The 21,355-nt window shown below is 59.8% G+C and carries 15 protein-coding genes and 2 pseudogenes; 12 read left to right on the forward strand and 5 right to left on the reverse strand.

Features of this window, described 5'->3' with window-relative positions; translation table 11 throughout:
• Positions 1-24 precede the first annotated feature (24 nt).
• From AC1MGT_RS14860 to AC1MGT_RS14875, 4 genes and pseudogenes are all read right to left on the reverse strand, one after another.
• Positions 25-1,746: a site-specific integrase gene (locus tag AC1MGT_RS14860; RefSeq protein ID WP_499500799.1), complete on the reverse strand. Its 1,722-nt coding sequence runs from the start codon at positions 1,744-1,746 to the stop codon at positions 25-27.
• A gap of 26 nt (positions 1,747-1,772) precedes the next feature.
• Positions 1,773-3,041: a tyrosine-type recombinase/integrase gene (locus AC1MGT_RS14865; protein ID WP_499500800.1), complete on the reverse strand. Its 1,269-nt coding sequence runs from the start codon at positions 3,039-3,041 to the stop codon at positions 1,773-1,775.
• 464 nt (positions 3,042-3,505) lie between these two features.
• Positions 3,506-4,593, reverse strand: a protein-coding gene (locus tag AC1MGT_RS14870; RefSeq protein ID WP_499500801.1) for an IS3 family transposase whose coding sequence is annotated in 2 segments (ribosomal slippage) — positions 3,506-4,341 and positions 4,341-4,593 — 1,089 coding nt in all. Because the reading frame shifts where the segments join, the coding sequence is not laid out codon by codon here.
• Between the two features lie 641 nt (positions 4,594-5,234).
• A pseudogene (locus AC1MGT_RS14875) lies at positions 5,235-6,422 on the reverse strand (YifB family Mg chelatase-like AAA ATPase); the annotation flags it as partial.
• Positions 6,423-6,659: 237 nt separating this feature from the next.
• Here AC1MGT_RS14875 and AC1MGT_RS14880 point away from each other — a divergent pair.
• On the forward strand, positions 6,660-7,586 hold the full coding sequence (locus AC1MGT_RS14880; protein WP_499500802.1) for an ABC transporter ATP-binding protein: 927 nt from the start codon (positions 6,660-6,662) through the stop codon (positions 7,584-7,586).
• A 9-nt stretch (positions 7,587-7,595) separates the two neighbouring features.
• Positions 7,596-11,177 (forward strand): ABC transporter permease/M1 family aminopeptidase, encoded by a 3,582-nt coding sequence (locus AC1MGT_RS14885; protein WP_499500803.1) that lies wholly within the window; start codon positions 7,596-7,598, stop codon positions 11,175-11,177.
• A gap of 257 nt (positions 11,178-11,434) precedes the next feature.
• Here the strand turns inward: AC1MGT_RS14885 and AC1MGT_RS14890 are convergent.
• A pseudogene (locus AC1MGT_RS14890) lies at positions 11,435-11,668 on the reverse strand (accessory factor UbiK family protein); the annotation flags it as partial.
• A 261-nt stretch (positions 11,669-11,929) separates the two neighbouring features.
• On the opposite strand from AC1MGT_RS14890, the gene AC1MGT_RS14895 reads away from it, so the two are divergent.
• From AC1MGT_RS14895 to metW, 10 genes are all read left to right on the forward strand, one after another.
• On the forward strand, positions 11,930-12,664 hold the full coding sequence (locus tag AC1MGT_RS14895; RefSeq protein WP_332532523.1) for a TorF family putative porin: 735 nt from the start codon (positions 11,930-11,932) through the stop codon (positions 12,662-12,664).
• Between the two features lie 19 nt (positions 12,665-12,683).
• The gene (glnK, locus tag AC1MGT_RS14900) at positions 12,684-13,022 is read left to right on the forward strand and encodes a P-II family nitrogen regulator (protein WP_137171558.1); all 339 of its coding nucleotides are present in this window, start codon (positions 12,684-12,686) and stop codon (positions 13,020-13,022) included.
• Between the two features lie 14 nt (positions 13,023-13,036).
• The gene (locus AC1MGT_RS14905) at positions 13,037-14,437 is read left to right on the forward strand and encodes an ammonium transporter (protein ID WP_183556644.1); all 1,401 of its coding nucleotides are present in this window, start codon (positions 13,037-13,039) and stop codon (positions 14,435-14,437) included.
• Positions 14,438-14,598: 161 nt separating this feature from the next.
• Positions 14,599-15,900, forward strand: a complete 1,302-nt coding sequence (gene gshA, locus AC1MGT_RS14910; protein WP_332532525.1) for a glutamate--cysteine ligase — start codon at positions 14,599-14,601, stop codon at positions 15,898-15,900.
• Between the two features lie 88 nt (positions 15,901-15,988).
• Positions 15,989-16,933 (forward strand): glutathione synthase, encoded by a 945-nt coding sequence (gene gshB / locus AC1MGT_RS14915; RefSeq protein WP_183556648.1) that lies wholly within the window; start codon positions 15,989-15,991, stop codon positions 16,931-16,933.
• 4 nt (positions 16,934-16,937) lie between these two features.
• On the forward strand, positions 16,938-17,339 hold the full coding sequence (locus AC1MGT_RS14920) for a PTS sugar transporter subunit IIA (RefSeq protein ID WP_183556650.1): 402 nt from the start codon (positions 16,938-16,940) through the stop codon (positions 17,337-17,339).
• Between the two features lie 87 nt (positions 17,340-17,426).
• Positions 17,427-17,696, forward strand: coding sequence for an HPr family phosphocarrier protein (locus AC1MGT_RS14925; protein WP_183556652.1), 270 nt, complete (start codon positions 17,427-17,429; stop codon positions 17,694-17,696).
• Between the two features lie 41 nt (positions 17,697-17,737).
• Positions 17,738-19,492: a phosphoenolpyruvate--protein phosphotransferase gene (ptsP, locus tag AC1MGT_RS14930; RefSeq protein WP_499500804.1), complete on the forward strand. Its 1,755-nt coding sequence runs from the start codon at positions 17,738-17,740 to the stop codon at positions 19,490-19,492.
• A gap of 16 nt (positions 19,493-19,508) precedes the next feature.
• Complete coding sequence (gene metX, locus AC1MGT_RS14935) at positions 19,509-20,729, forward strand: homoserine O-succinyltransferase MetX (protein WP_499500805.1); 1,221 nt, start codon at positions 19,509-19,511, stop codon at positions 20,727-20,729.
• Positions 20,726-21,343: a methionine biosynthesis protein MetW gene (metW, locus tag AC1MGT_RS14940; protein WP_183556659.1), complete on the forward strand. Its 618-nt coding sequence runs from the start codon at positions 20,726-20,728 to the stop codon at positions 21,341-21,343. The genes metX and metW overlap by 4 nt, the downstream gene beginning before the upstream one ends.
• Positions 21,344-21,355: the final 12 nt, after the last annotated feature.

The following is a 21,355-nucleotide window of genomic DNA, read 5'->3' on the forward strand; positions in this document are numbered from 1 at the left end:
GTCGTGTGCAAACTTATACGTAGATCAACGATTACTGGGCGAGATCAGGCGATCGTTATACTGACGACTTTCAGTCGAGCGCCTCATTTCTTTACATTTTTCGATCACGTTAACTACCGCAAAAATTGTCTGATCGTCTACTCCAATCATTAAATCGTCCTGGAGAATGAGCCTGCGCTCTTCTCTTTCTCGGAGCAGCCCGTCTAAAACCTCCTCGTGGGGCCCATCAAGCCAGGGTTGAAAATGATTGCAGGTATAGCAGGGCCGCGGGAATTTTGAAAGCGCACATTTGGCTTTTTGGCCACACGTAGCGGTTCCGATTCCATTAAATAAAATACGGGATTCAGTAGGAACCGCCCCACCGACAGCGTCTTCTTCACGCATCACTACTTCTCCGCGAAATAACTTAACCAGAGGGGCCATAGCCATAGCCATCGCACGATTAATCGGACCTGCATGTTCTGCGGAAATTTTTGTGTAGATGTCCACGCAAGAGGTATTGCTGTGGTCGAGTAGTTCAGCGATTACAATACTGCCATAGCCAGCGCGTGCCGCATCAGTGCCTTTGGTATAACGCAAACGTCTTGGTGAGACATGAAGCGGGTTGCCAGTTCTATCTAAGGCCCCTGAAATCTGCGTAACGTATTTGACAGTACGCTGTATGCCGTCCGCAGAGACATGCCAAGCCTCGGAGTTGACCAGGGTTCTTAATTTAGAATACGCTTCGCCGTGGCGATCCTGCGATATCAGCGTTTTAGCTAAATTTAAAAATTTTGTGACTAGTCGCCAACTTGGAAACAGAGGGAGGCTAGAAATTATTTCGGTCGTGTCGTGAGAGTGCAGATCCCAGCCAGTCTGTCTGAGGAGTTCGCAGAATCTGGATGATACATTATCCTTCTGCGTTAACGCGACAGTCCACAATTCCGGGATAAGCGCCACTGGCTTACGTAGTTCTCGAAATTTCGAGTTGGTTTGCTTTGCTCTCGGTATATAAATAAGGTTGGCATTTCCACGAGCTAATGTCGGGCTAGCTTCTTGTTTGTAATGCTCGGCATTCACAAGATCTTTGATTTTAAGTCCAGATATTTGGCATGGGCGCCTGCCTGTGTAAATGCATAGTAGACATATTGTTAGATCGTGGTGGGTGACACGATTTTTTTCATAAGCGACCATAATCGCAGTTTTCAATGCAGATAATTCTGAAGGATCCAGCGGTCCATCTAACGGGTCGAGACGTTTCACCGCCTCTCCCACGAGAGGTTTTTTCAGAGTCCAAGACTTTAAGGTCCTAATCATGTCAATGGAAACGCCCGAGTAACCAAGGTCGTGCCACTTTAACAAGATTGGGCGAAGAGAGATAAGCTCTCTGTCGTGGCCGTATTTGAAAAGCATTTCCCCACGGTAGTTTGCTAAGCTTGTTATTGAAAATTCAGTAATTTGCATTTCCCGATTTATAGATCGAAGGAAGTTCCTCAGCGTCACTGAATAGTTTTTCGTTGTTCCAGCTGAATAATTTTCTGCATAGAACGCCAGTGTCTCGAAGCATCCCTCAACAAGCATTTCTGGTAAGAGATTTTTTAGTTCTTGTAAGTCTAGTCGCACGCCTTTCCTGAGCGTCCACTGAGTTTGTTTTGAATCGAACTCGAAGCCGTCATAGCTCTGCCTTCTATATTTTTCTAAAGCGGCTATATTGTTTTGATGCGGTATTTCAGCAGCGCACGCTTTATTTAACTTGTTCGATACCATGCGGTCTCTCTTGTACAAATTAACTGCTACGTTGGTATGTCGGATTTAGTACGGAGAAGAGATGCCTGAAGTTCTAGGCCCGCTTCGAGCGCCTTACGGCGTATAAACCTTCTGTTATAGATTGAGGCAGTTCCAGAACCCTCCCGCCAGCCCATCCAGTTTTCACGTATCTTCTCTTGCTGCTCTTTGGATTCTGGATTTTCTTTCGAATCCATCCATTCGCTGAACCGCTCGTTCCATGTATGACGCAGGTCGTGGCTAGAAAAGTTTCTCAATAATGCGGATGAGAATTTTATCGAACGTATAACTGCATTAAAATTTGCTCGGCTCATCGGTGCTCCCAACGTTGGGCCGGATTTGTGGGTAATGAAAAGGTAGGGGTTTTTTCTCGCGTTTGGGATTAAGCGTCGAGTATTTACTATGTAATGTCGAATAAATTCAGCGAGTTTTGGATCTACTAAAAGGCGTCTGGCTAGAGTCTTCACAAGAGGTTGGCGCCGTCTAGGATCATCCAATTGGTCGGCACGTCGCTTTATGGATACTTCGTTTTTTTGGAAGTCGATATCTTCGATCCTAATATTGAGTAGCTCCCCAGATCGAATACCTAAGTGACGCATCATTACGATCATTAGCTGGTTCCGGGTCTGAATCCCTTCGTTATGGAATGGATTTCGCTCATGCTTCGCAGCAAGAATCTGCATAAGTTCTTTTTCTTGGTCCTTACAAAGTCCACGCTGTTCATCCAAAGACGGATTGCGCTGGCGATAACTTGGCCTCAGTGCCAAGATGCATTTCTCCATTGACCTTATGGAGTTCGCAGTATGCTCATCTAGCTGACTTTGATTGAGAAGATTTGCTAACCAGGATATAAAGTGAGCAATATGCGTTAATCGGGTAGATGTGGTGTGTTTTGCTACTTTTTTAGGAGCATCGGAGTGTCTTTTGCCAGCTTTAGATATTGATATCACAGTTGAGCGTTCGGTATTTCTGTATGGGCGAAAGTCTTTTTGGCAGTAGTCTCGAACTGCGCTGCATTCTCCGCTAGTAAGCCAAGATTTTTCCGATAGGCGGGCTTCTAGATTAATCGAGGCGTCGGAGCAGAAGTTAAGAAGGACCGCTAATGCGCAGTGCGCTTGTTCCATTGCGGCGTGGCTTAATGACCTGTTTCTTACTTGGGATGTGACATAAAGTGTTGGGTAAAAGACTGGCAGCCCAGTGTCGCGTGCTATGAGAGCGCAGTAGCGCTCTCCATCTACCATCACCCAACTTTTGATCATGTAATGCTTCATTTGCATGTCATGTTTGTCTGAGTGTACACAAGTCGTATAAGTCGTTGGTACTGCATCTTTATCGTGGCATAGCGCGTGTTTAGGCAGGCCTAATGCACTACCGGCTATTCTGACAACATTCGGATGTACCGATATCCTACTGGGCAAAACCATAGCCCGATTGGTAAAAAACGGACTAACGATCAGGCAGGGAAGCTTATAAAAAGAACGTTGACAGAACCCTTTTTTACACTAGCTTACGTTTGCAGTGCAGTCAATAAGTATATCAATCCAAGAAAAATGTGATTTATTTATTTCTTTCTGACGTTGGAAGAAAATGGCTTCGATTTCGTCCATATCACCCTAAACACGAGCGTATCTCTTTGACAACGAGCGCGGTCGCAATCGCCTTTTGGACTGTCTTCATGGGGTGAAGTACCTTATCATGTGTGGGTAATCCCCCCATTTTTAGAGCACGCTAAAAGTAGAGGTTAAGCGGCGAGCGCCAATTTCTGTTTTGGCGTAATACCGCCGAGCGCCATGTTAGGCCGGTCGTGATTGTAGGTCCACAACCAGTTGGTGGCAAATTCCTGAACTTCATCGAGCGTTTCAAACAGGTGATGGGCAAGCCAATCATAGCGAACCGTCCTGTTGTAGCGCTCGACGTAAGCGTTTTGCTGGGGCTGGCCAGGCTGAATGAAATCGATGCGGATACCGTGCCTGGCAGCCCAGGCTAGCGTCACCGCGCTGATGTATTCGGGACCGTTATCGCAGCGGATGGCGTCCGGTTTGCCACGCCATTCGATGATCCGGTCGAGCGATCGAATCACCCGTTCAGATGGCAGCGAGAAATCGACTTCGATCCCGAGGCCTTCGCGGTTGTAGTCGTCGATGACGTTGAACAGCCGGATACTGCGTCCATCGGCAAGCTGGTCATGCATGAAGTCCATCGACCAGCACTGATTGATCGCCGTCGGCACCGCCAACGGCAGCGGCTTCTCGCGTACCAGCCGATGGCGCGGCTTGATGCGCAGGTTCAGCTCGAGCTCGCGGTAAATCCTGTAGACGCGCTTGTGGTTCCATTTGAAGCCCTTCACGTTGCGCAGGTACAGGAAGCACAGTCCAAAGCCCCAGTTGCGCTGGTTATTTGTCAGCCGTACCAGCCAGTCCGCGATCACGCCGTTCTCGGCATCGAGCTTGGCCTTGTAGCGATAGCAGGTCTGACTGATGTGAAATGCCTGGCATGCCAGGCCTATCGTGGCTGACCGGTTCGCCACGGCCCACTGCGCCATCTCCCGCCGCTGAGATGGCGCTACCACTTTTTTGTGAGTGCCTCCGCAACGATCTCGGCCTTGAGGCGCTCCTCGGCATACATCTTCTTGAGGCGCCGGTTCTCGTCCTCGAGCTCCTTCATGCGCGCCATGAGCGACGCGTCCATGCCGCCGAACTTGGACCGCCACTTGTAGAACGTGGCGTTGCTGATGCCGTGCTCGCGGCACAGCTCAGGGACCGGGCTGCCGCCTTCGGCTTGCTTGAGGATGGCGATGATCTGGCTGTCGGTAAAACGGGACGTCTTCATGTAGAGCTTTCTGTTCTTAAGTAGAAAATTCTACTTCTAAACGCGCTCTTTCTGTGGGGGGATTACCTGTGGTTTTCCAGAAAGATACATACGCGCTGAACGATGTCTTTCAGCAGTCAAATAAATTTACAAATTACAACAAATGCGAAATCTCTTCCGTTAAGCGCTCAGGATCGCGATTAGTTGATTCGATTTCGTAAGTCTTAAGAGGGTAGTTATGAATAGCTTGAGCACATCAACAGAAAAGCGCCAGGTGTTAATCCGATTACCACTTCCGATGTACGAGGATTTGCTTAACCTCTCGGCGGCAGCGACGCTTTTGCAGCGGAAAAGTGTAAGTGTTCCCGGGGTGGTTGTTGAGATTCTTGAAGAAGCATTGCGTAACCGTTCAGCAAGGAGCGGTCGTAGATAGTCGTTGTAGAAGCCACTGCCGTTCTCACAGGCGTAAGCCTTTCGAAGGCGTTCGCAAGTCTCGCAGCATTGCTAAAAGTGAGGCGTGCCTTTGTTTACACTCAAGCTAGCACTGAGGTCAGCCGGGCATCGGGATTTGATGCTGCCACTTCTTGCCGGGTCAGTGAAAAAGCCTTATTTATTCAAGGAGATAGGGAGCTTGTTGTCGATTTGGCTCGTAGATATATTGAATCGATGCGATCGAGCAGGGGCCCCGAGATACGGCTCTGGTAGCGCAGCACGGCGGCCTCATGGCAGTGGCATTTGCCGCTGGCGTGACCGAGCCAGCCGCATGGACACGGATTCATCGCTGCAATGAGCTGGAAGCGCGCCGGAAAATCGGCCTGGTGCGCCGCGCGCGAAATCGTGATCTGGCCCGATTCGAGCGGCTCGCGCAGCACCTCGAGCACGCGCCGGTCGAACTCGGGCAGCTCGTCCAGAAACAATACCCCATGATGCGCGAGCGAGACTTCACCGGGCCGCGGCACACTGCCGCCGCCCACCAGGGCCACACCGGACGTCGTGTGATGCGGGCTGCGAAACGGCCGCTGACGCCAGCGCTGTGGCGAGAAGCCGCCTGCCAGCGATTGCACGGCGGCCGATTCGAGCGCCTCGGCGTCACTCATCAATGGCAGCAAGCCGGGCAGGCGCGCCGCCAGCATGCTCTTGCCCGCGCCGGGCGGGCCGACCAGCAAACATGAATGCGCGCCGGCCGCCGCCACCTCGAGCGCGCGCTTGGCATGCTGCTGGCCCTTGACGTCGGCGAAATCGGGGTAGTACACCGCCTGCGCAAGGGGCGGCCCCACATGCCGCACCAGCTTGGGCGCATCGGGTGCATTGGCGAAGTGCGCGCAGACTTCGAGCAGCGTGCGCGCCGGCAGGATCTCGGCTGCGTCGACCAGCGCCGCTTCATCGGCATTGGCCAGCGGCAGGATGAAAGCCCGGTGCTGCAGGTCGGTCTGTAAAGCAGATTGTGCAGAACCCGCACGCATCATCGCAAACGCCATCGCCAATGCACCACGAATCGGCCGCAGCTCGCCCGACAGCGACAATTCGCCAGCAAACTCGTAGCGCTCCAGCGCATCGCCCCGGATCTGGTGTGATGCGGCCAGGATGCCCAGCGCAATCGGCAGATCGAAGCGGCCGGATTCCTTGGGCAGATCGGCCGGCGCGAGATTGATCGTGATGCGGCGCGGCGGGATATCGAAGCCCGAATTCTGCAACGCCGCGCGCACGCGGTCTTTCGCCTCGCGCACTTCGGTGTCTGGCAAGCCCACGATCGTCCAGCCCGGAAGACCGTTGGCCAGATGCACTTCGACATTGACGGGCGGCGCGGCCATGCCGGCCAGCGCGCGGCTTTTGAGGACGGCAAGACTCATTGGATTCCTTCCGCATGACGCCAGGGTGCCCCATCCTAAAGCGGGCACCGCGCCACCGTTTGAGAGCGGACAGGCGTGCGCGCGCTTGCCCGTTCATGACAGGTGCATATACCGGTCATCTCGTCGTTCATCCCGCAATTCATACCGTCTGTCACAAAATGCTGACATTGCTTTTTGTTAACGTTACATTGATCGTGAACAGCACCACAACCGCAACCGTCCCCGGAGAATCAGTCCATGTTATCGATCAAGCAGCTCAACAAGACCTATGCCAACGGCGTCAAGGCGATCAACAACGTCAGTCTCGAGATCCCGAACGGCATGTTCGGCCTGCTCGGGCCCAACGGTGCCGGCAAGTCGTCGCTGATGCGCACGATCGCCACGCTGCAGGACCCCGACAGCGGCAGCATCGATTTCAATGGCCTGGATGTGTTGAAGGACAAGGAGGGCTTGCGCCGCCAGCTCGGCTACCTGCCGCAGGACTTCGGCGTCTATCCGAAAGTGAGCGCCGAAAAACTGCTGAACCACTTCGCCGTCCTCAAGGGCCTGACGGCCAAGGGCGAGCGCAAGGAGATGGTCGAGGCGCTGCTGCACCAGACCAATCTGTGGGAAGCGCGCTCGCGTGGCCTGGGCACCTTCTCGGGTGGCATGCGCCAGCGCTTCGGCATCGCGCAGGCGCTGCTCGGCGCGCCGCGCCTGGTGATCGTCGACGAACCGACCGCAGGTCTGGACCCCGATGAACGCAACCGCTTTCTGAACCTGCTGGCCAAGATCGGCGAACAGGTGGTCGTGATCCTGTCGACCCACATCGTCGAAGACGTCACCGACCTGTGCCCGCGCATGGCGATGATCGCCAAAGGCACCGTGCTGCTGCAGGGCGAGCCGCAAGCTGCGATCGACACACTCAAGAGCCGCGTATGGCGGCGCACCGTCAGCCAGGATGCGCTGGCCGACTACCAGCGCGATTTCAACGTGCTCTCCACGCGCCTGGTGGCGGGGCGCCCGCAGATCAACGTGTTCGCCGAGTCGCAGCCGGACGACGGCTTCGTCAGCGTCGAGCCGGACCTGGAAGACGTCTACTTCCTCCAGATCCGCAATGCCAACCGTGCGGCCGTTTCGACGACCGATGCGGCGCAGGCGTCCACCGCACCGGTCGTGGCGTAAGGAGCCGGCATGCTACGGGAATTTTTCAAGTTCGAGCTGGGCATCCAGCTGCGCCAGCCGCTGTTGTGGGTATGCGCGCTGATCTTCGGCGCGCTGGCCTTTGGCGCGACCACTACCGATGCGATCCAGATCGGCGGCAGCATCGGCAACGTCAATCGCAATGCGCCGGTCGTCGTCGCGCAGCTGCTCGGCGTCTTCAGCCTGATGTCGATGTTCGTCGTCACCATCTTCATCGCCGGCTCGGTGCTGCGCGATGGCGACGTCGGCATCTCCGACATGCTGTTTGCCACGCCGATGAAAAAGCACGATTACCTCGTCGGCCGCTTCCTGGCGGGTCTGCTGGCCTGCATGGTGATTTTCGCGGTGATCGTGGCGGGCATGATGCTCGGCCCTCTGATGCCGTGGATCGACGCCGAGCGCGTGGGGCCGTTCCCCGGCGCCGCCTACCTGTGGGCGCTGTGCGTGCTGGTGATGCCGAACCTGCTGTTCATCGGCGCCTTGCTGATGCTACTGGCCGCGACCACGCGCTCGATCATGATGGTATATGTCGGCGTGATGGCGTTCTTCGTGCTGTGGATCCTGGCCGGCAAATTCACCGGCAATATCGACAACGAGTGGTTCGCCGTGCTGGCCGATCCGTTCGGCCTGCGCGCCCTTGGCCGCGCCACGCGTTACTTTTCCACCGCCGAATCGAATGCCGGCCTGCCGGACATCGGGGGCTATATGCTGGCCAACCGCCTGTTGTGGAGCGTGGTCGGCCTGGCGCTGCTTGGCCTGACGCTGGCGCTGTTCAAGCCGCAGCGCGCCGGCACCGGCAAGCGCCTGTTCGGCAGGGCCAAAGCCGCAGCGCCGGCCGCCGGCGCCCCGGCGCACGTCGCGCTGCCACGCATCGTCCCGCGCTTCACACGCGCCACGCGCTGGGCCCAGTGCTGGCACATCTTCGTCTTCGACGCCGTGGCCGTCTTCAAGAGCGTGCCGTTCCTGGTCATGCTGCTGTTCGGCGTGCTCAATATGGTGGGCAGCTCCAGTCAGCTGGGCCAGATGTTCGGTACCGACGTCTACCCGCGCACCTACCTGATGATCGAGCTGCTCAAGGGCAGCTACAACTTCCTGCTGCTCATCATCGTGATCTTCTATGCAGGTGAACTGATCTTCAAGGAGCGCCAGGCCGGCATCGCCGACGTGAGCGACGCGATGCCAATGCCGAACTGGGCGCCGCTGGTGGCGAAAAGTCTGGCCCTCGTTGGCGTGGTGCTGGCCTTCCTGTTTGCCGGGATCCTGACCGCGATCGCCATCCAGCTGTACAAGGGCGGGGCGCCGATCGAACCGATGGTGTATCTGCAGGGTGTGTTCATGGCGGGCACGCCGTACATCCTGATGGCGCTGATCGCCGTGGCGCTGCAGGTGGTCACGAACAACAAGTTTCTGGGCTACCTGTTCATGATCGTGCTGATCGTGGCGCAGATCGTCCTGTCGGTCCTGCACTTCGATCACAACCTGTACAACATCGGTCTGCTGCCCGAGACGCCGTACTCGGACATGAATGGCTTCGGCCACTTCGTCGCGGGCTGGTCGTGGTTCGCGCTGTACTGGACCCTGTTTGTCGTGGCGGGCCTGATCGTGGCCCAGGCGTTCTGGGTGCGCGGCCTGTCGGTCGAGTGGCGCACGCGCACGCGCGAAGCGACGCGGCGCCTGAAAAGCCCATCGGGCGTTGCGCTGGCTGCGTGCACGATCGCGTTCGCGCTGGTGGGTGGCTGGATCTTCCACAATACCGTCACGCTGGGCCGCTACGAAGCGCAGAACGTGGCAATGGACAAGCAGGCCAGGTACGAAAAGACCTACCGCAAGTACAAGGACCTGCCGCACGTGAAGATTGTCGACGTGCGCGCCGCGGTGGACATCTACCCGGCCGAGCGGCGCGTGATGGTCAACGGCCGCTACGTCTTCGAGAACAAGACGAGCCAGCCGCTGGACACATTGCGCCTGCAGGTCAACCCCGACGTTGTGACCACCTTTGCCGGCCTGCCCGCGCACACGGTGGTCCTGGACGACAAGGTGGCGGGCTTCCGGATACTCAAGCTCGCGCAGCCGACAGCGCCGGGCGCCCGCCTGGCGCTGGACTTCACGGTCGACGTGCGCCGGCCCGGTTTTTCCAACGCGGGCAAGGGCGACACGCTCAACCTGAACGGCACGTTCTTCAACAACCGCGAGTTCTTCCCGCTGGTCGGCTACCAGAGCGAGTTCGAACTACTGGACCGCAACGAGCGCCGCAAGCGCGGCCTGGGCGAACCGGAGCGCATGGCCAAGCTCGAAAACCAGGCGGCCCGCGCCAACACGATGTTCGGGGACGACGCCGACTGGATCAGTTTCGACACCACCGTTTCCACGAGTGGTGACCAGATTGCGCTGGCGCCGGGCTACCTGCAAAAGGCGTGGAAGGAAAACGGCCGCAACTACTATCGCTACAAGATGGACCAGAAGATGATGCCGTTCTTCGCCTACCTGTCGGCCGACTGGCAGGTCAAGAAAAGCGACTGGCGCGGCATCCCGATCGAGATCTATCACGATCCGAAGCACGCCTACAACGTCGACCGGATGATCGCGGGCACGCAAAAGTCGCTCGACTACTTCACGACCCAGTTCACGCCCTACCAGCACAAGCAGGTGCGTATCCTGGAATTTCCGAACTACCAGCGCTTTGCGCAATCGTTCGCCAACACAATCCCGTTCTCGGAATCGATCGGCTTTATCGCCGACCTGCGCAACAAGGAGGACATCGACTACGTCTTCTACGTGACGGCGCACGAGATGGCGCACCAGTGGTGGGGCCACCAGGTCACGGCCGCGAATGTGCAGGGCGCGAGCATGCTGATCGAATCGCTGGCGCAGTACTCGGCACTGATGGTGATGGAGAAGGAATACGGCCCGCACCAGATGCGCCGTTTCCTGCGCTATGAACTGGACCGCTATCTCAGTTCGCGCGGCGCCGAAAAGATCGAGGAACTGCCGCTGGTGCGCGTGGAAAACCAGGACTACATCCACTACCGCAAGGGCAGTTTGGTCTTCTACCGCCTGCGCGACGAGATCGGCGAAGCGGCGCTCAACCGCGCCCTCAAGCGCTTCCTGCAGGACAAGGGCTATCAAGAGGCGCCGTTTGCGACCTCCGCCGAACTGGTGGACTACATCCGCGCCGAAGCCCCGGTTGGCAAGCACGCGCTGATCGCCGACCTGTTCGAACGCATCGTCTTCTACGATAACCGCGTGACCGAGGCGAAAGCCGTCAAGCGCGCGGACGGGCAGTGGGACGTGACGATGAAACTGCATCTGGCGAAGATGCAGGCCGACGGCAAGGGGCAGGAAACCCCACGCACCTATGACGAGGCCGTGGAGATCGGCGTGTTCGCACGCGCGAAGGATGCCAAGGAATCGGACGAGCGCGTGCTGTTATTGGAGAAGCGCGTACTGCGGGGCGAGAATCCGACCGTGACGGTGACTGTCAAAGAACAGCCGTTCGATGTGGGTATCGATCCGTACAACAAGCTGATCGACCGCGTGGCGCGTGACAACCGCAAGGAAGTCAGCGTCGATTGAGTCCGGGGCAGTAGGGTGGGCGGGTTTCCCGCCCACGCGTTCAAACAAACCCCGGTAACTGTTTAATGCTTGTCGAGCGTTGGCGGCACGACGATCGTCGGGTCTTCCGGTGCAGCCGGGAACGGCGCGGTGGCCGATGGCGCGGCGCCTGGCATCGGAATCGCCGAGCTGCCCGAGGTCGGAAACGCGGCCGATGCCGATGCCGCTGTCGCCGAGGTTGCCGATGAGGTTGCCGACGGCGTCGTGGTGCTGCCTGCACCCAGCTTGGCTTCGAGCTCGCTCACGCGCAGTTCAAGCGCCTCGAGCTTGCTGCGGGTCTTGGCCAGCACCTGGGCCTGGATATCGAATTCCTCGCGCGTGACCAGATCGAGCTTGGAGAAGCCCGACGTCATGGCCGCCTTCACATTGCGTTCAATGTCCTTGGCCGGACCGCTCTCGAGCGCCTGGTTGATCTTGCCCTGCAAGTCGCTGAAGAAGTTGCTATTACTCATATCCATTTCCCTTTCTGCCGAGGCCGCACGCTCCATGATGGTGCAATGTGACCTGATGTAGTGCGCCGAACGGCCGTCTGGGTGCCGTATGCGGTCCGTTGTGTTGTAGCAAAACCGATGTGGGGCGTGTTTACCAAAAAAACAAGGACCTTTTTCCGCTTTATGAGCTGGCACGCATCCTGCTAAATAAAGCATAGATAAAGAACATCAGAAGGATCCACAAGCAGTCATTTTTCATGTTGTTCATCAAGGGGGTTTGTCATGAAGTGCAAAGCAAAATTCAGCGCAGTTGTCTTGGCAGTGTTGGCTCTTACCAGCGCTCCGGGCATGGCACAGGAACAACCCGCCGAACACCAGGTGAGCTACAACGCGAGCATCACCAGCGACTACCGTTACCGCGGCCTGTCGCAAACAGCCCTCGACCCGGCCCTGCAAGGCGGCGTCGACTACGTACATGGCCCATCCGGCTTCTACGTGGGCACCTGGCTTTCCACCATCAAATGGACGAAAGACCTGGGCGGCGACGGCAATATCGAATGGGACGTCTACGGCGGCAAGCGCGGTCAGTTGAGCGACGCGATCAGCTATGACATCGGCGGCCTGTATTACTACTACCCGGACAACGGGTTGAACCCGAGCGCGAACACGTTCGAGCTGTACGGCAAGCTCGGCTACGGCCCGGCCTACATCAAGTACTCGCACTCGACGACCAATCTGTTCGGCACCGCAGACAGCAAGCGCAGCGGCTACCTGGACGTGGGCGCCGACATCGACGTCAGCAACGGCTTCATCCTGAACCTGCACGTCGGGCGCCAGAAACTGAAGAACAACAGCGCGTTTTCGTACACCGACTACAAGGTCGGCGTCACCAAGGACTTCGGCGTCGCCACCGTGGCGCTGGCGTGGCACAAGGCGAATACCGACGCCTACCTGAGCCCGGAAGGCAAGAACCTCGGCAAGTCCGCCGCCGTGCTGTCCGTCTCAAAAACTTTTTGATTGCAAAAGAGGCAATACCATGAAAATGATCACCGCCATCATCAAGCCCTTCAAGCTCGACGAGGTGCGAGAGGCACTGTCGGAAATCAACGTGCAAGGCATGACCGTGACCGAAGTGAAGGGTTTCGGTCGCCAGAAAGGCCATACCGAGCTGTACCGTGGCGCCGAGTACGTCGTCGACTTCCTGCCCAAGATCAAGATCGAAGCTGCCGTCGACGATGCCATCGTCGACCAGGTCATCGACGCGATCCAGGGCGCTGCCCGCACCGGCAAGATCGGTGACGGCAAGATCTTCGTGGCCGACCTGAACCAGGTCATCCGTATCCGTACCGGCGAGACCGGCAACGACGCACTGTAAGAGGGAATGTTTTCATGAAGCGCATAACTACAACGATACTGACCGCCTTGCTGGGCCTGGGCGTCGCCCTGCCGGCCATGGCGGCGCCGTCCATCAACAAGGGGGATACGGCCTGGATGTTCGTCGCCACGCTGCTGGTGATCCTGATGACCATTCCCGGTCTGGCGCTGTTCTACGGCGGCCTGGTGCGCGCCAAGAACATGCTGTCGGTGCTGATGCAGGTGATGATGGTGTTCGCCCTCGTCATCGTGCTGTGGTGCCTGTACGGCTACTCGCTGGCCTTCACGCAGGGCAACGCGTTCATCGGCGGCTTCGACCGCGCCTTCCTGCAAGGCATCTGGGATCCGGTCGCCGGCAAGTTTGCGATGGCCGCGACCTTCAGCAAAGAGACGATGATCCCCGAATTCATCTTCGTCGCCTTCCAGGGCACCTTTGCAGCGATCACCTGCGCGCTGATCGTCGGCGCCTTTGCCGAACGCGCCAAGTTCGCGGCCGTGCTGGTGTTCGTCGTGCTGTGGTTCACGTTCGGCTACCTGCCGGTCGCGCACATGGTCTGGTTCTGGGCCGGTCCTGACGCCATCACCGACGCTGCCTCGCTGCAAACCGTCACCGCAGCTGCCGGCTACCTGTGGCAGCAGGGCGCGCTCGACTTCGCGGGCGGCACCGTGGTGCACATCAATTCGGCCGTGGCCGGCCTGGTGGGTGCCTATGTGATCGGCAAGCGGATCGGCTACGGGCGTGAATCGATGGCGCCACACTCGCTGCCGATGACGATGGTCGGCGCGTCGCTGCTGTGGGTCGGCTGGTTCGGCTTCAATGCCGGCTCGGCGCTCGAAGCAGGCGACGTGGCGGCACTGGCGTTCCTGAATACGCTGCTGGCGACCGCCGGTGCGACCCTCACCTGGGTGCTGGGCGAGTGGATCTTCAAGCACAAGCCATCGATGCTGGGCGCGGCATCGGGCGCCGTGTCGGGCCTGGTGGCCATCACCCCGGGCGCCGGCTTCGTCGGTCCAATGGGCGCGCTGGTCATCGGCCTGCTGGCAGGTATCGTCTGCCTGTGGGGCGTGACGGGTCTGAAGCGCCTGCTGCGCGCCGACGATTCGCTCGACGTGTTCGGCGTGCACGGCGTGGGCGGTATCCTCGGCGCGATGCTGACCGGCGTGTTTGCGTCGCCGGCACTGGGCGGGCAGGGCGTGTGGGATTACACGACCAATGCGATGAACACGAGCTACTCGATCGTCGGCCAGCTGTGGATCCAGGCCCATGCGATCGGCGTGACCGTCATCTGGTCGGCCGTCGTCGCCTTCATCGCCTTCAAGCTGGTGGATATCGTGATCGGTCTGCGTGTACCGGAAGAAGAGGAACGCGAAGGCCTGGACATCACGAGCCACGGCGAGTCGGCTTACCGTTACTGATCCGCTCAGTCATCGGTTGTCCCTGAAAACGTCGTCTCCGCACAAGCGGGGACGGCGTTTTTTGCATTCTTCGCATTGCCCTTTAAAATACCCGGACCAACCCCATATGCGATTCCCAACTTAATTAACAACAAGAAGCGCACAACAAGGACGTCCAATCAATGGTTCCGCACCTCGCCACCGCCCAGACCGGTCCTTTGCTGGACCTGGAAAAGAAAATCCTCGAAGCCACGCCTGCCATCGAGCGCTGGTTCCGCCTCGAGTGGCAGGAGCACACGCCGCCATTTTATTGCTCGGTCGATCTGCGCAACGCCGGCTACAAGCTCGCACCGGTGGACACCAACCTGTTCCCGGGCGGCTTCAACAACCTCGCCAGCGAGATGCTGCCGCTGACGGTGCAGGCGGCCATGGCCGCCGTCGACAAGTATTGCCCGGACGCGCGCAACCTGCTGCTGGTGCCGGACGCCGACCGCCGCAGCCCGATCTACCTGCAGAACGTCGCGCGCCTGATGCAGATCTTCCGCCAGACCGGCTTGCATGTCCGTCTTGGCACGTTCTCGCCCGACATCACCGAGCCGACCCCGCTGGCGCTGCCTGACGGCAATATGCTCGTGCTCGAGCCGCTCGTACGCTCGGCCAATGGCCGCCGCGTCGGCCTGCCTGACTTCGACCCGTGCACCATCCTGCTCAACAATGACCTGTCGGGCGGCATCCCGTCGATCCTGGAGAACGTCCACGAACAGGCCTTGCTGCCGCCGCTGCACGCCGGCTGGGCGCTGCGCCGCAAGAGCAATCACCTCAAGGCGCTGGACGAAGTGGCCAAGAAGTTCGGCAAGCTGATCGACATCGATCCGTGGCTGGTCAACCCGTTACACAGCACCTGCGCCGAAGTCGACCTGCGCGAGAACGTCGGCACCGAAGCGCTGGCCGACGACGTCTCGGCGCTGTTCTCGAAGATCAAGAAGAAGTACAAGGAATACGGCATGAAGGAGCGCAAGCCCTTCGTGATCCTCAAGCCCGACGCCGGCACCTACGGCATGGGCATCATGACCATCAAGGACGCGAGCGAAGTGCGCGACCTGACCCCGGCCCAGCGCGCGCGCATGTCGGTGGTCAAGGATGGCGTGGCCGTGACCGATCTGATCATCCAGGAAGGCGTACCCACCTTCGAATCGATCGACGACGCGGTCGCCGAACCGGTTGTGTACATGATCGACCGCTATGTCGTGGGTGGCTTCTACCGCGTGCACGCCGAGCGCGGCATCGACCAGAACCTCAATGCGCCCGGTTCGCAATTCGTGCCGCTGGCGTTCGCGCAGCAGCACGCGATGCCCGATCCGAAGGCCAAGCCGGGCACCGCTGCGCCCAACCGCTTTTACGTGTACGGCGTGGTCGCGCGCCTGGGCATGCTGGCCGCATCGCTCGAACTCGAACGCACCGATCCGAATCCGGAAGTGTACTGACGCACTGCGTCCGGCAAACCTCGGGGCCTCGCCCGCGAGGTTTGCCGATTCGGGCTAAAATCAAGGTATTACATCGATTGGACGCCCCATGAAAATCGCTTTTCTCGCCGACCCGCTGTCCGGATTCAAGATTTACAAGGATTCGACCTTCGCCATGATGCGCGAGGCGGCCCGGCGCGGTCATGCCCTGTACTTCTTCGAACAGCGCGACATGGTGCTCGAAGAGGGCATCGTCAGCGCGCGCGTGATGCAGATCCACCTGACGGGCGAGCCGGATGTCTGGTATACGGCCGATGCCGCCGTCGACGTGAAGCTGTCCGAATTCGACGCCATCATCGAGCGCAAGGACCCGCCGTTCGACATGGAATACGTCTACGGCACCTACCTGCTCGAACTGGCCGTGCGCCAGGGCGCCTGCGTGATCAACAGCCCGTCGGCGATCCGCGACCACAACGAAAAACTGGCGATCGGCCAGTTCAGCCAATACACATCGCCAACGATGGTCACTTCGGACGAAGCGCGCCTGCGCGCCTTCCACGCCAAGCATGGCGACGTGATCTTCAAGCCGCTCGATGGCATGGGCGGCGCCGGCATCTTCCGCGTAAAGAGCGATGCGCTCAATCTGGGTTCGATCATCGAGACACTGACGGCCAACGGCCGCCACACGATCATGGCCCAGAAATTCATCCCGGCGATCGACAAGGGCGACAAGCGCGTGCTGGTCATCGGCGGCAAGCCGGTGCCGTTCGTGCTGGCGCGGATTCCGCAAAACGGCGAAGTGCGCGGCAACCTGGCAGCCGGCGGCATCGGCGTGGCGCAACCGATCAGCGAGCGCGATCGCGAGATCGCCGAAGCCCTCGGCCCGTTGCTGGCCGAGCGTGGCCTGTTACTGGTAGGATTGGACGTGATCGGCGAGAACCTGACCGAAGTGAACGTGACCAGCCCGACCTGCTTCCAGGAGATCTTCGACCAGACCGGTTTTGACGTGGCCGCGATGTTCATCGACGCGGTCGAACAGAAAGTACTTGGATAACGACATGGTAGGCATTCTGCTCCTGACCCACGCACCTTTGGGCCAGGCATTCATCGCCGCGGCAACGCACGTATTTCGCGGCCCCACCGAGCGCGTCGAGGCAATCGACGTGACCGCTGACCAGGATATCGGCCAGATCAACTGCCTGGCCAAGGAAGCCATCGCGCGCCTGGACGACGGCGACGGCGTCCTGGTGATCACCGATGTCAAGGGCGGCACGCCGTCGAACTGCTGCAATTCGCTGGCCGACGCCGGGCACGTGGAAGTCATCGCCGGCATTAGCCTGCCGATGCTGCTGCGCGCGATCACCTACCGGCGCGATTCGCTCGACGTGGTCGTCGAGATGGCGCTGGCCGGTGCGCAGAACGGGGCCGTGCGGGTGGATAACCGGATCCGGGTGGGCTAGGGCAGGCGGCGGTGGCGGTGGCAATGGCGATGCGTGCGAGGAGATACCGGGCGCAGTCAGACACATTACAAAAACGATAAAGCGACTATGATTCAACAAGAACTCGAGATCATCAACAAGCTGGGCCTGCACGCACGGGCCTCCGCCAAGTTCACGCAACTGGCCGCCAGGTACAAGAGCGACGTCTGGCTCACCCGCAACGGCCGTCGCATCAATGCCAAGTCGATCATGGGTGTCATGATGCTCGCCGCCGGCAAGGGCGCCAAGGTCACGCTCGAAGCCGATGGCGCCGATGAAGAAGCCGCGCTGGCCGCCCTGACGGCGCTCGTCAACGACAAGTTCGGTGAAGGTGAATAATGCCGCGTGAAGCGGTCCCCTCGCGTTCAACGGATTCTTCCATGGCTTCCTTTCTCCTTCACGGCATTCCGGTTTCGCGCGGCATCGCGATCGGCCGCGCGCACCTGCTCACGCCGGCCGCACTCGATGTCAAGCATTACCTGGTCCCCGAAGAGCAGGTCGAGGCCGAGGTGCGGCGCCTGCAGGATGCGATCGCCGCCGTCCACCACAATCTGCAGGAACTCTGGACCGGCCTGCCGAAGGATGCCCCGACCGAACTGGGCGCCTTCATCGACGTGCATGCGCTGATCCTGTCCGACCCGATGATCTCGGAAGCGCCGCTGGACATCATCCGCGCGCGCCACTACAACGCCGAATGGGCGCTGGTGACGCAGATCGATGAACTCTCGGCGCAGTTCGACGAGATCGAAGACCCCTACCTGCGCGAGCGCAAGTACGACATCCAGCAGGTCGCCGAGCGCGTGCTGAAGGTCCTCACCGGCACCGCCCTGAGCGTCGCGCCGGTGTTTGCCGACGAAGACCAGCCCCCGCCGCAGATGATCGTCGTGGCCCACGACATCTCGCCGGCCGACATGCTGGCGTTTCGCGACCGTTCGTTCATCGGCTTCGTCACCGACGTCGGCGGCCAGAACTCGCACACGGCCATCGTCGCGCGCAGCCTGGATATTCCGGCGGTGGTCGGCATGGACCAGGCTTCGCGCCTGGTGGAGCAGGACGACTGGCTGATCGTCGACGGCGACGCCGGCGTCGTCATCTGCAATCCGAGCCAGCTGGTGCTCGAGCAGTACCGCGCGCGCCAGATCACGATGGCCAAGGCACGCAAGCGCCTGCTCAAGCTCAAGAAAACGCCAGCCATCACGCGCGACGGCACCACGATCACGCTGCTGGCCAATATCGAACTGCCGGACGATTGTCCGGCCGCCCTCGAAGCGGGCGCCAATGGCGTGGGCCTGTTCCGCTCCGAATTCCTGTTCATGGGCCGCGGCGCGCAGGCGCTGCGCATCCCGGACGAAGAAGAACAGTTCGAGCAGTACCGCAAGGCGGTGCTGGCGATGAAGGGCCGCCCGGTCACGATCCGCACGCTCGACGTGGGCGCCGACAAGCCGCTCGACCAGACCGACCACACGGCGCTCAACCCGGCGCTCGGCCTGCGCGCGATCCGCTATTGCCTGGCCGAGCCGCAAATGTTTTTGGTACAGCTGCGCGCGATCCTGCGCGCGTCGGCGTTCGGCAAGGTGCGCATCCTGATCCCGATGCTCGCGCATGCGTTCGAGATCGACCAGACGCTGGGCATGATCGAGCAGGCCAAGACCCAGCTGCGCGACGAGAAGATCCGCTTCGACGAAGGCATCGAGGTCGGCGCCATGATCGAGATCCCGGCTGCCGCGCTGGCGCTGCCGCTGTTCGTGCGCCGCATGGATTTTTTGTCGATCGGGACCAATGACCTGATCCAGTATCTGCTGGCGATCGACCGCGTCGATTACGAAGTGGCGCACCTGTATAATCCGCTGCACCCGGCGGTGCTGCAACTGATCGCCTCGACCATCGCCACGGGCCACAAGGCCGGGCTGGATGTGGCGGTGTGCGGCGAGATGGCCGGCGACGTCAAGCTCACGCGCCTGCTGCTGGGCATGGGCCTGCGCGAATTCTCGATGCACCCGGCGCAGCTGCTGGCGGTAAAACAAGAAATTTTGAATACCGACCTGGGCGTGGTCACGACCCGTACCCGGCGCATCCTGCGCGCGATGGAGCCGGGTGAAATCGCCAGCGCCGTCGAGCAGTTGCAGACCCTGTGAGTCGGCCGCCGTTGCCATGCCCGGCAACGGCGCCACCACCGCATCATCAATCAAAGCACACAGTCCCATGGGATCTCTAGGAATAGTCACACCGCAGGCGATGCACTTCGCCGAGCCGCTGCGCCTGCAAAGCGGCGCGCAGCTCAGCAACTACACGCTGATGTATGAAACCTATGGCACGCTCAACGCCGACAAGTCCAATGCGGTACTGGTCTGCCACGCCCTGAATGCATCGCACCACGTCGCCGGCCAGTACGACTCGCCCAAGAGCGCGGGCTGGTGGGACAATATGGTCGGCCCGGGCAAACCCGTGGACACCGACCGCTTCTTCGTCATTGGCGTGAACAACCTGGGCTCGTGCTTCGGCTCGACCGGCCCGATGCATGTCAATGCTGCTACCGGCAAGCCGTATGGCGCGAGCTTTCCGCTGGTGACCGTGGAAGACTGGGTGACCGCGCAGGCGCTGCTGGCCGACCGTCTCGGCATCGACCGGTTTGCCGCCGTGATGGGCGGCTCGCTGGGCGGCATGCAGGCCCTTTCGTGGAGCATCAAGTTCCCCGAGCGCCTGCGCCACTGCATCGTGATCGCCTCCACGCCAAAGCTGTCGGCCCAGAACATCGCCTTCAACGACGTCGCGCGCCAGGCGATCCTGACCGACCCCGATTACCACGGCGGCGACTTCTATGAGCATGGCGTGGTGCCGAAGAACGGCCTGAAAGTGGCGCGCATGATCGGCCACATCACGTATCTGTCCAACGACGACATGGCCGAGAAGTTCGGGCGCAAGCTGCGCAACGCCGCCGAAACAAACGACTACAACTTCGACTTCGGCGTCGACTTCGAGATCGAATCCTACCTGCGCTACCAGGGCGACAAGTTCTCGGAATATTTCGATGCCAATACCTACCTGCTGATCACGAAGGCACTCGATTATTTCGATCCGGCGCGCGAATACGATGGCGATCTCGAAAAGGCACTGGCCGGCACCAAAGCGCAGTTCCTGATTGCGTCGTTTACGACTGACTGGCGCTTCTCGCCCGAGCGCAGCCGCGAGATCGTCGAAGCCCTGATCAGCAACCGGCGCCGGGTGACCTACGCCGAAATCGACGCCCCGCACGGCCACGATGCGTTCCTGCTCGACGATGCGCGCTACATGAACGTGGTGCGTGCGTACTACAACCGCATCGCGCTCGAACTGGCCCCGAGCGCCGTTACCACCGCCACGGAGGCCGCATGAATTTTGCCGACCTCAATACGCTGCGGCCCGACCTGGCCTTCATCGCGCACTGGGTGGGCGAGCGCGCCCACGTGCTCGACGTCGGCTGCGGCGACGGCGCCATGCTGCGCTACCTCGAATCCGGCAAGCGCTGCTCGGGCTACGGCATCGAGATCGCCGACGACAAGGTCCTGGAAAGCACCGCGCGCGGGATCAACGTGATCCAGCACGATATGGAAAAGGGCCTGGGCCTCTTTGGCGACAACACGTTCGATACCGTGCTGTGTCTGAATTCGCTGCAGATGATGCAGCATGTCGAAGGCCTGCTGCGCGACATCGTGCGCGTCGGCCACGAAGCGATCGTCTCGTTCCCGAACTTCGCCCACTGGCCGCACCGCCTGGCGCTGCTGCGTGGCCGCATGCCGGTCTCGCGCGCGCTGCCGTACCAGTGGTACGACACGCCGAATGTGCGCTGCGCCACGATCTACGATTTCCAGGAACTGGCGGTCGAATGCGGCCTGGAAGTGCTGGAATGCGTGGCGCTGGCCGATGGCAAGGTGGTCAAGTTCCTGCCGAACCTGCGCGGCAGCATGGCGGTCTTCCGCCTGCGTAAAAAAGCGCCGCCGGCAGTGTAACGCGGGGCAGGT

The sequence above is a fragment of the Telluria sp. BA11 genome, assembly GCF_056680305.1.

Excerpts from the sequence above, each read along its gene's own strand:
- gshA (WP_332532525.1), top strand. The coding sequence starts at position 14,599 with ATGGTTCCGCACCTCGCCACCGCCCAGACCGGTCCTTTGCTGGACCTG.
- AC1MGT_RS14880 (WP_499500802.1), top strand. The coding sequence starts at position 6,660 with ATGTTATCGATCAAGCAGCTCAACAAGACCTATGCCAACGGCGTCAAG.
- AC1MGT_RS14925 (WP_183556652.1), top strand. The coding sequence starts at position 17,427 with ATGATTCAACAAGAACTCGAGATCATCAACAAGCTGGGCCTGCACGCA.
- AC1MGT_RS14885 (WP_499500803.1), top strand. The coding sequence starts at position 7,596 with ATGCTACGGGAATTTTTCAAGTTCGAGCTGGGCATCCAGCTGCGCCAG.
- metX (WP_499500805.1), top strand. The coding sequence starts at position 19,509 with ATGCCCGGCAACGGCGCCACCACCGCATCATCAATCAAAGCACACAGT.
- metW (WP_183556659.1), top strand. The coding sequence starts at position 20,726 with ATGAATTTTGCCGACCTCAATACGCTGCGGCCCGACCTGGCCTTCATC.
- ptsP (WP_499500804.1), top strand. The coding sequence starts at position 17,738 with ATGGCTTCCTTTCTCCTTCACGGCATTCCGGTTTCGCGCGGCATCGCG.
- AC1MGT_RS14920 (WP_183556650.1), top strand. The coding sequence starts at position 16,938 with ATGGTAGGCATTCTGCTCCTGACCCACGCACCTTTGGGCCAGGCATTC.
- AC1MGT_RS14905 (WP_183556644.1), top strand. The coding sequence starts at position 13,037 with ATGAAGCGCATAACTACAACGATACTGACCGCCTTGCTGGGCCTGGGC.
- AC1MGT_RS14860 (WP_499500799.1), bottom strand. The coding sequence starts at position 1,746 with ATGGTATCGAACAAGTTAAATAAAGCGTGCGCTGCTGAAATACCGCAT.
- glnK (WP_137171558.1), top strand. The coding sequence starts at position 12,684 with ATGAAAATGATCACCGCCATCATCAAGCCCTTCAAGCTCGACGAGGTG.
- gshB (WP_183556648.1), top strand. The coding sequence starts at position 15,989 with ATGAAAATCGCTTTTCTCGCCGACCCGCTGTCCGGATTCAAGATTTAC.
- AC1MGT_RS14895 (WP_332532523.1), top strand. The coding sequence starts at position 11,930 with ATGAAGTGCAAAGCAAAATTCAGCGCAGTTGTCTTGGCAGTGTTGGCT.
- AC1MGT_RS14865 (WP_499500800.1), bottom strand. The coding sequence starts at position 3,041 with ATGCAAATGAAGCATTACATGATCAAAAGTTGGGTGATGGTAGATGGA.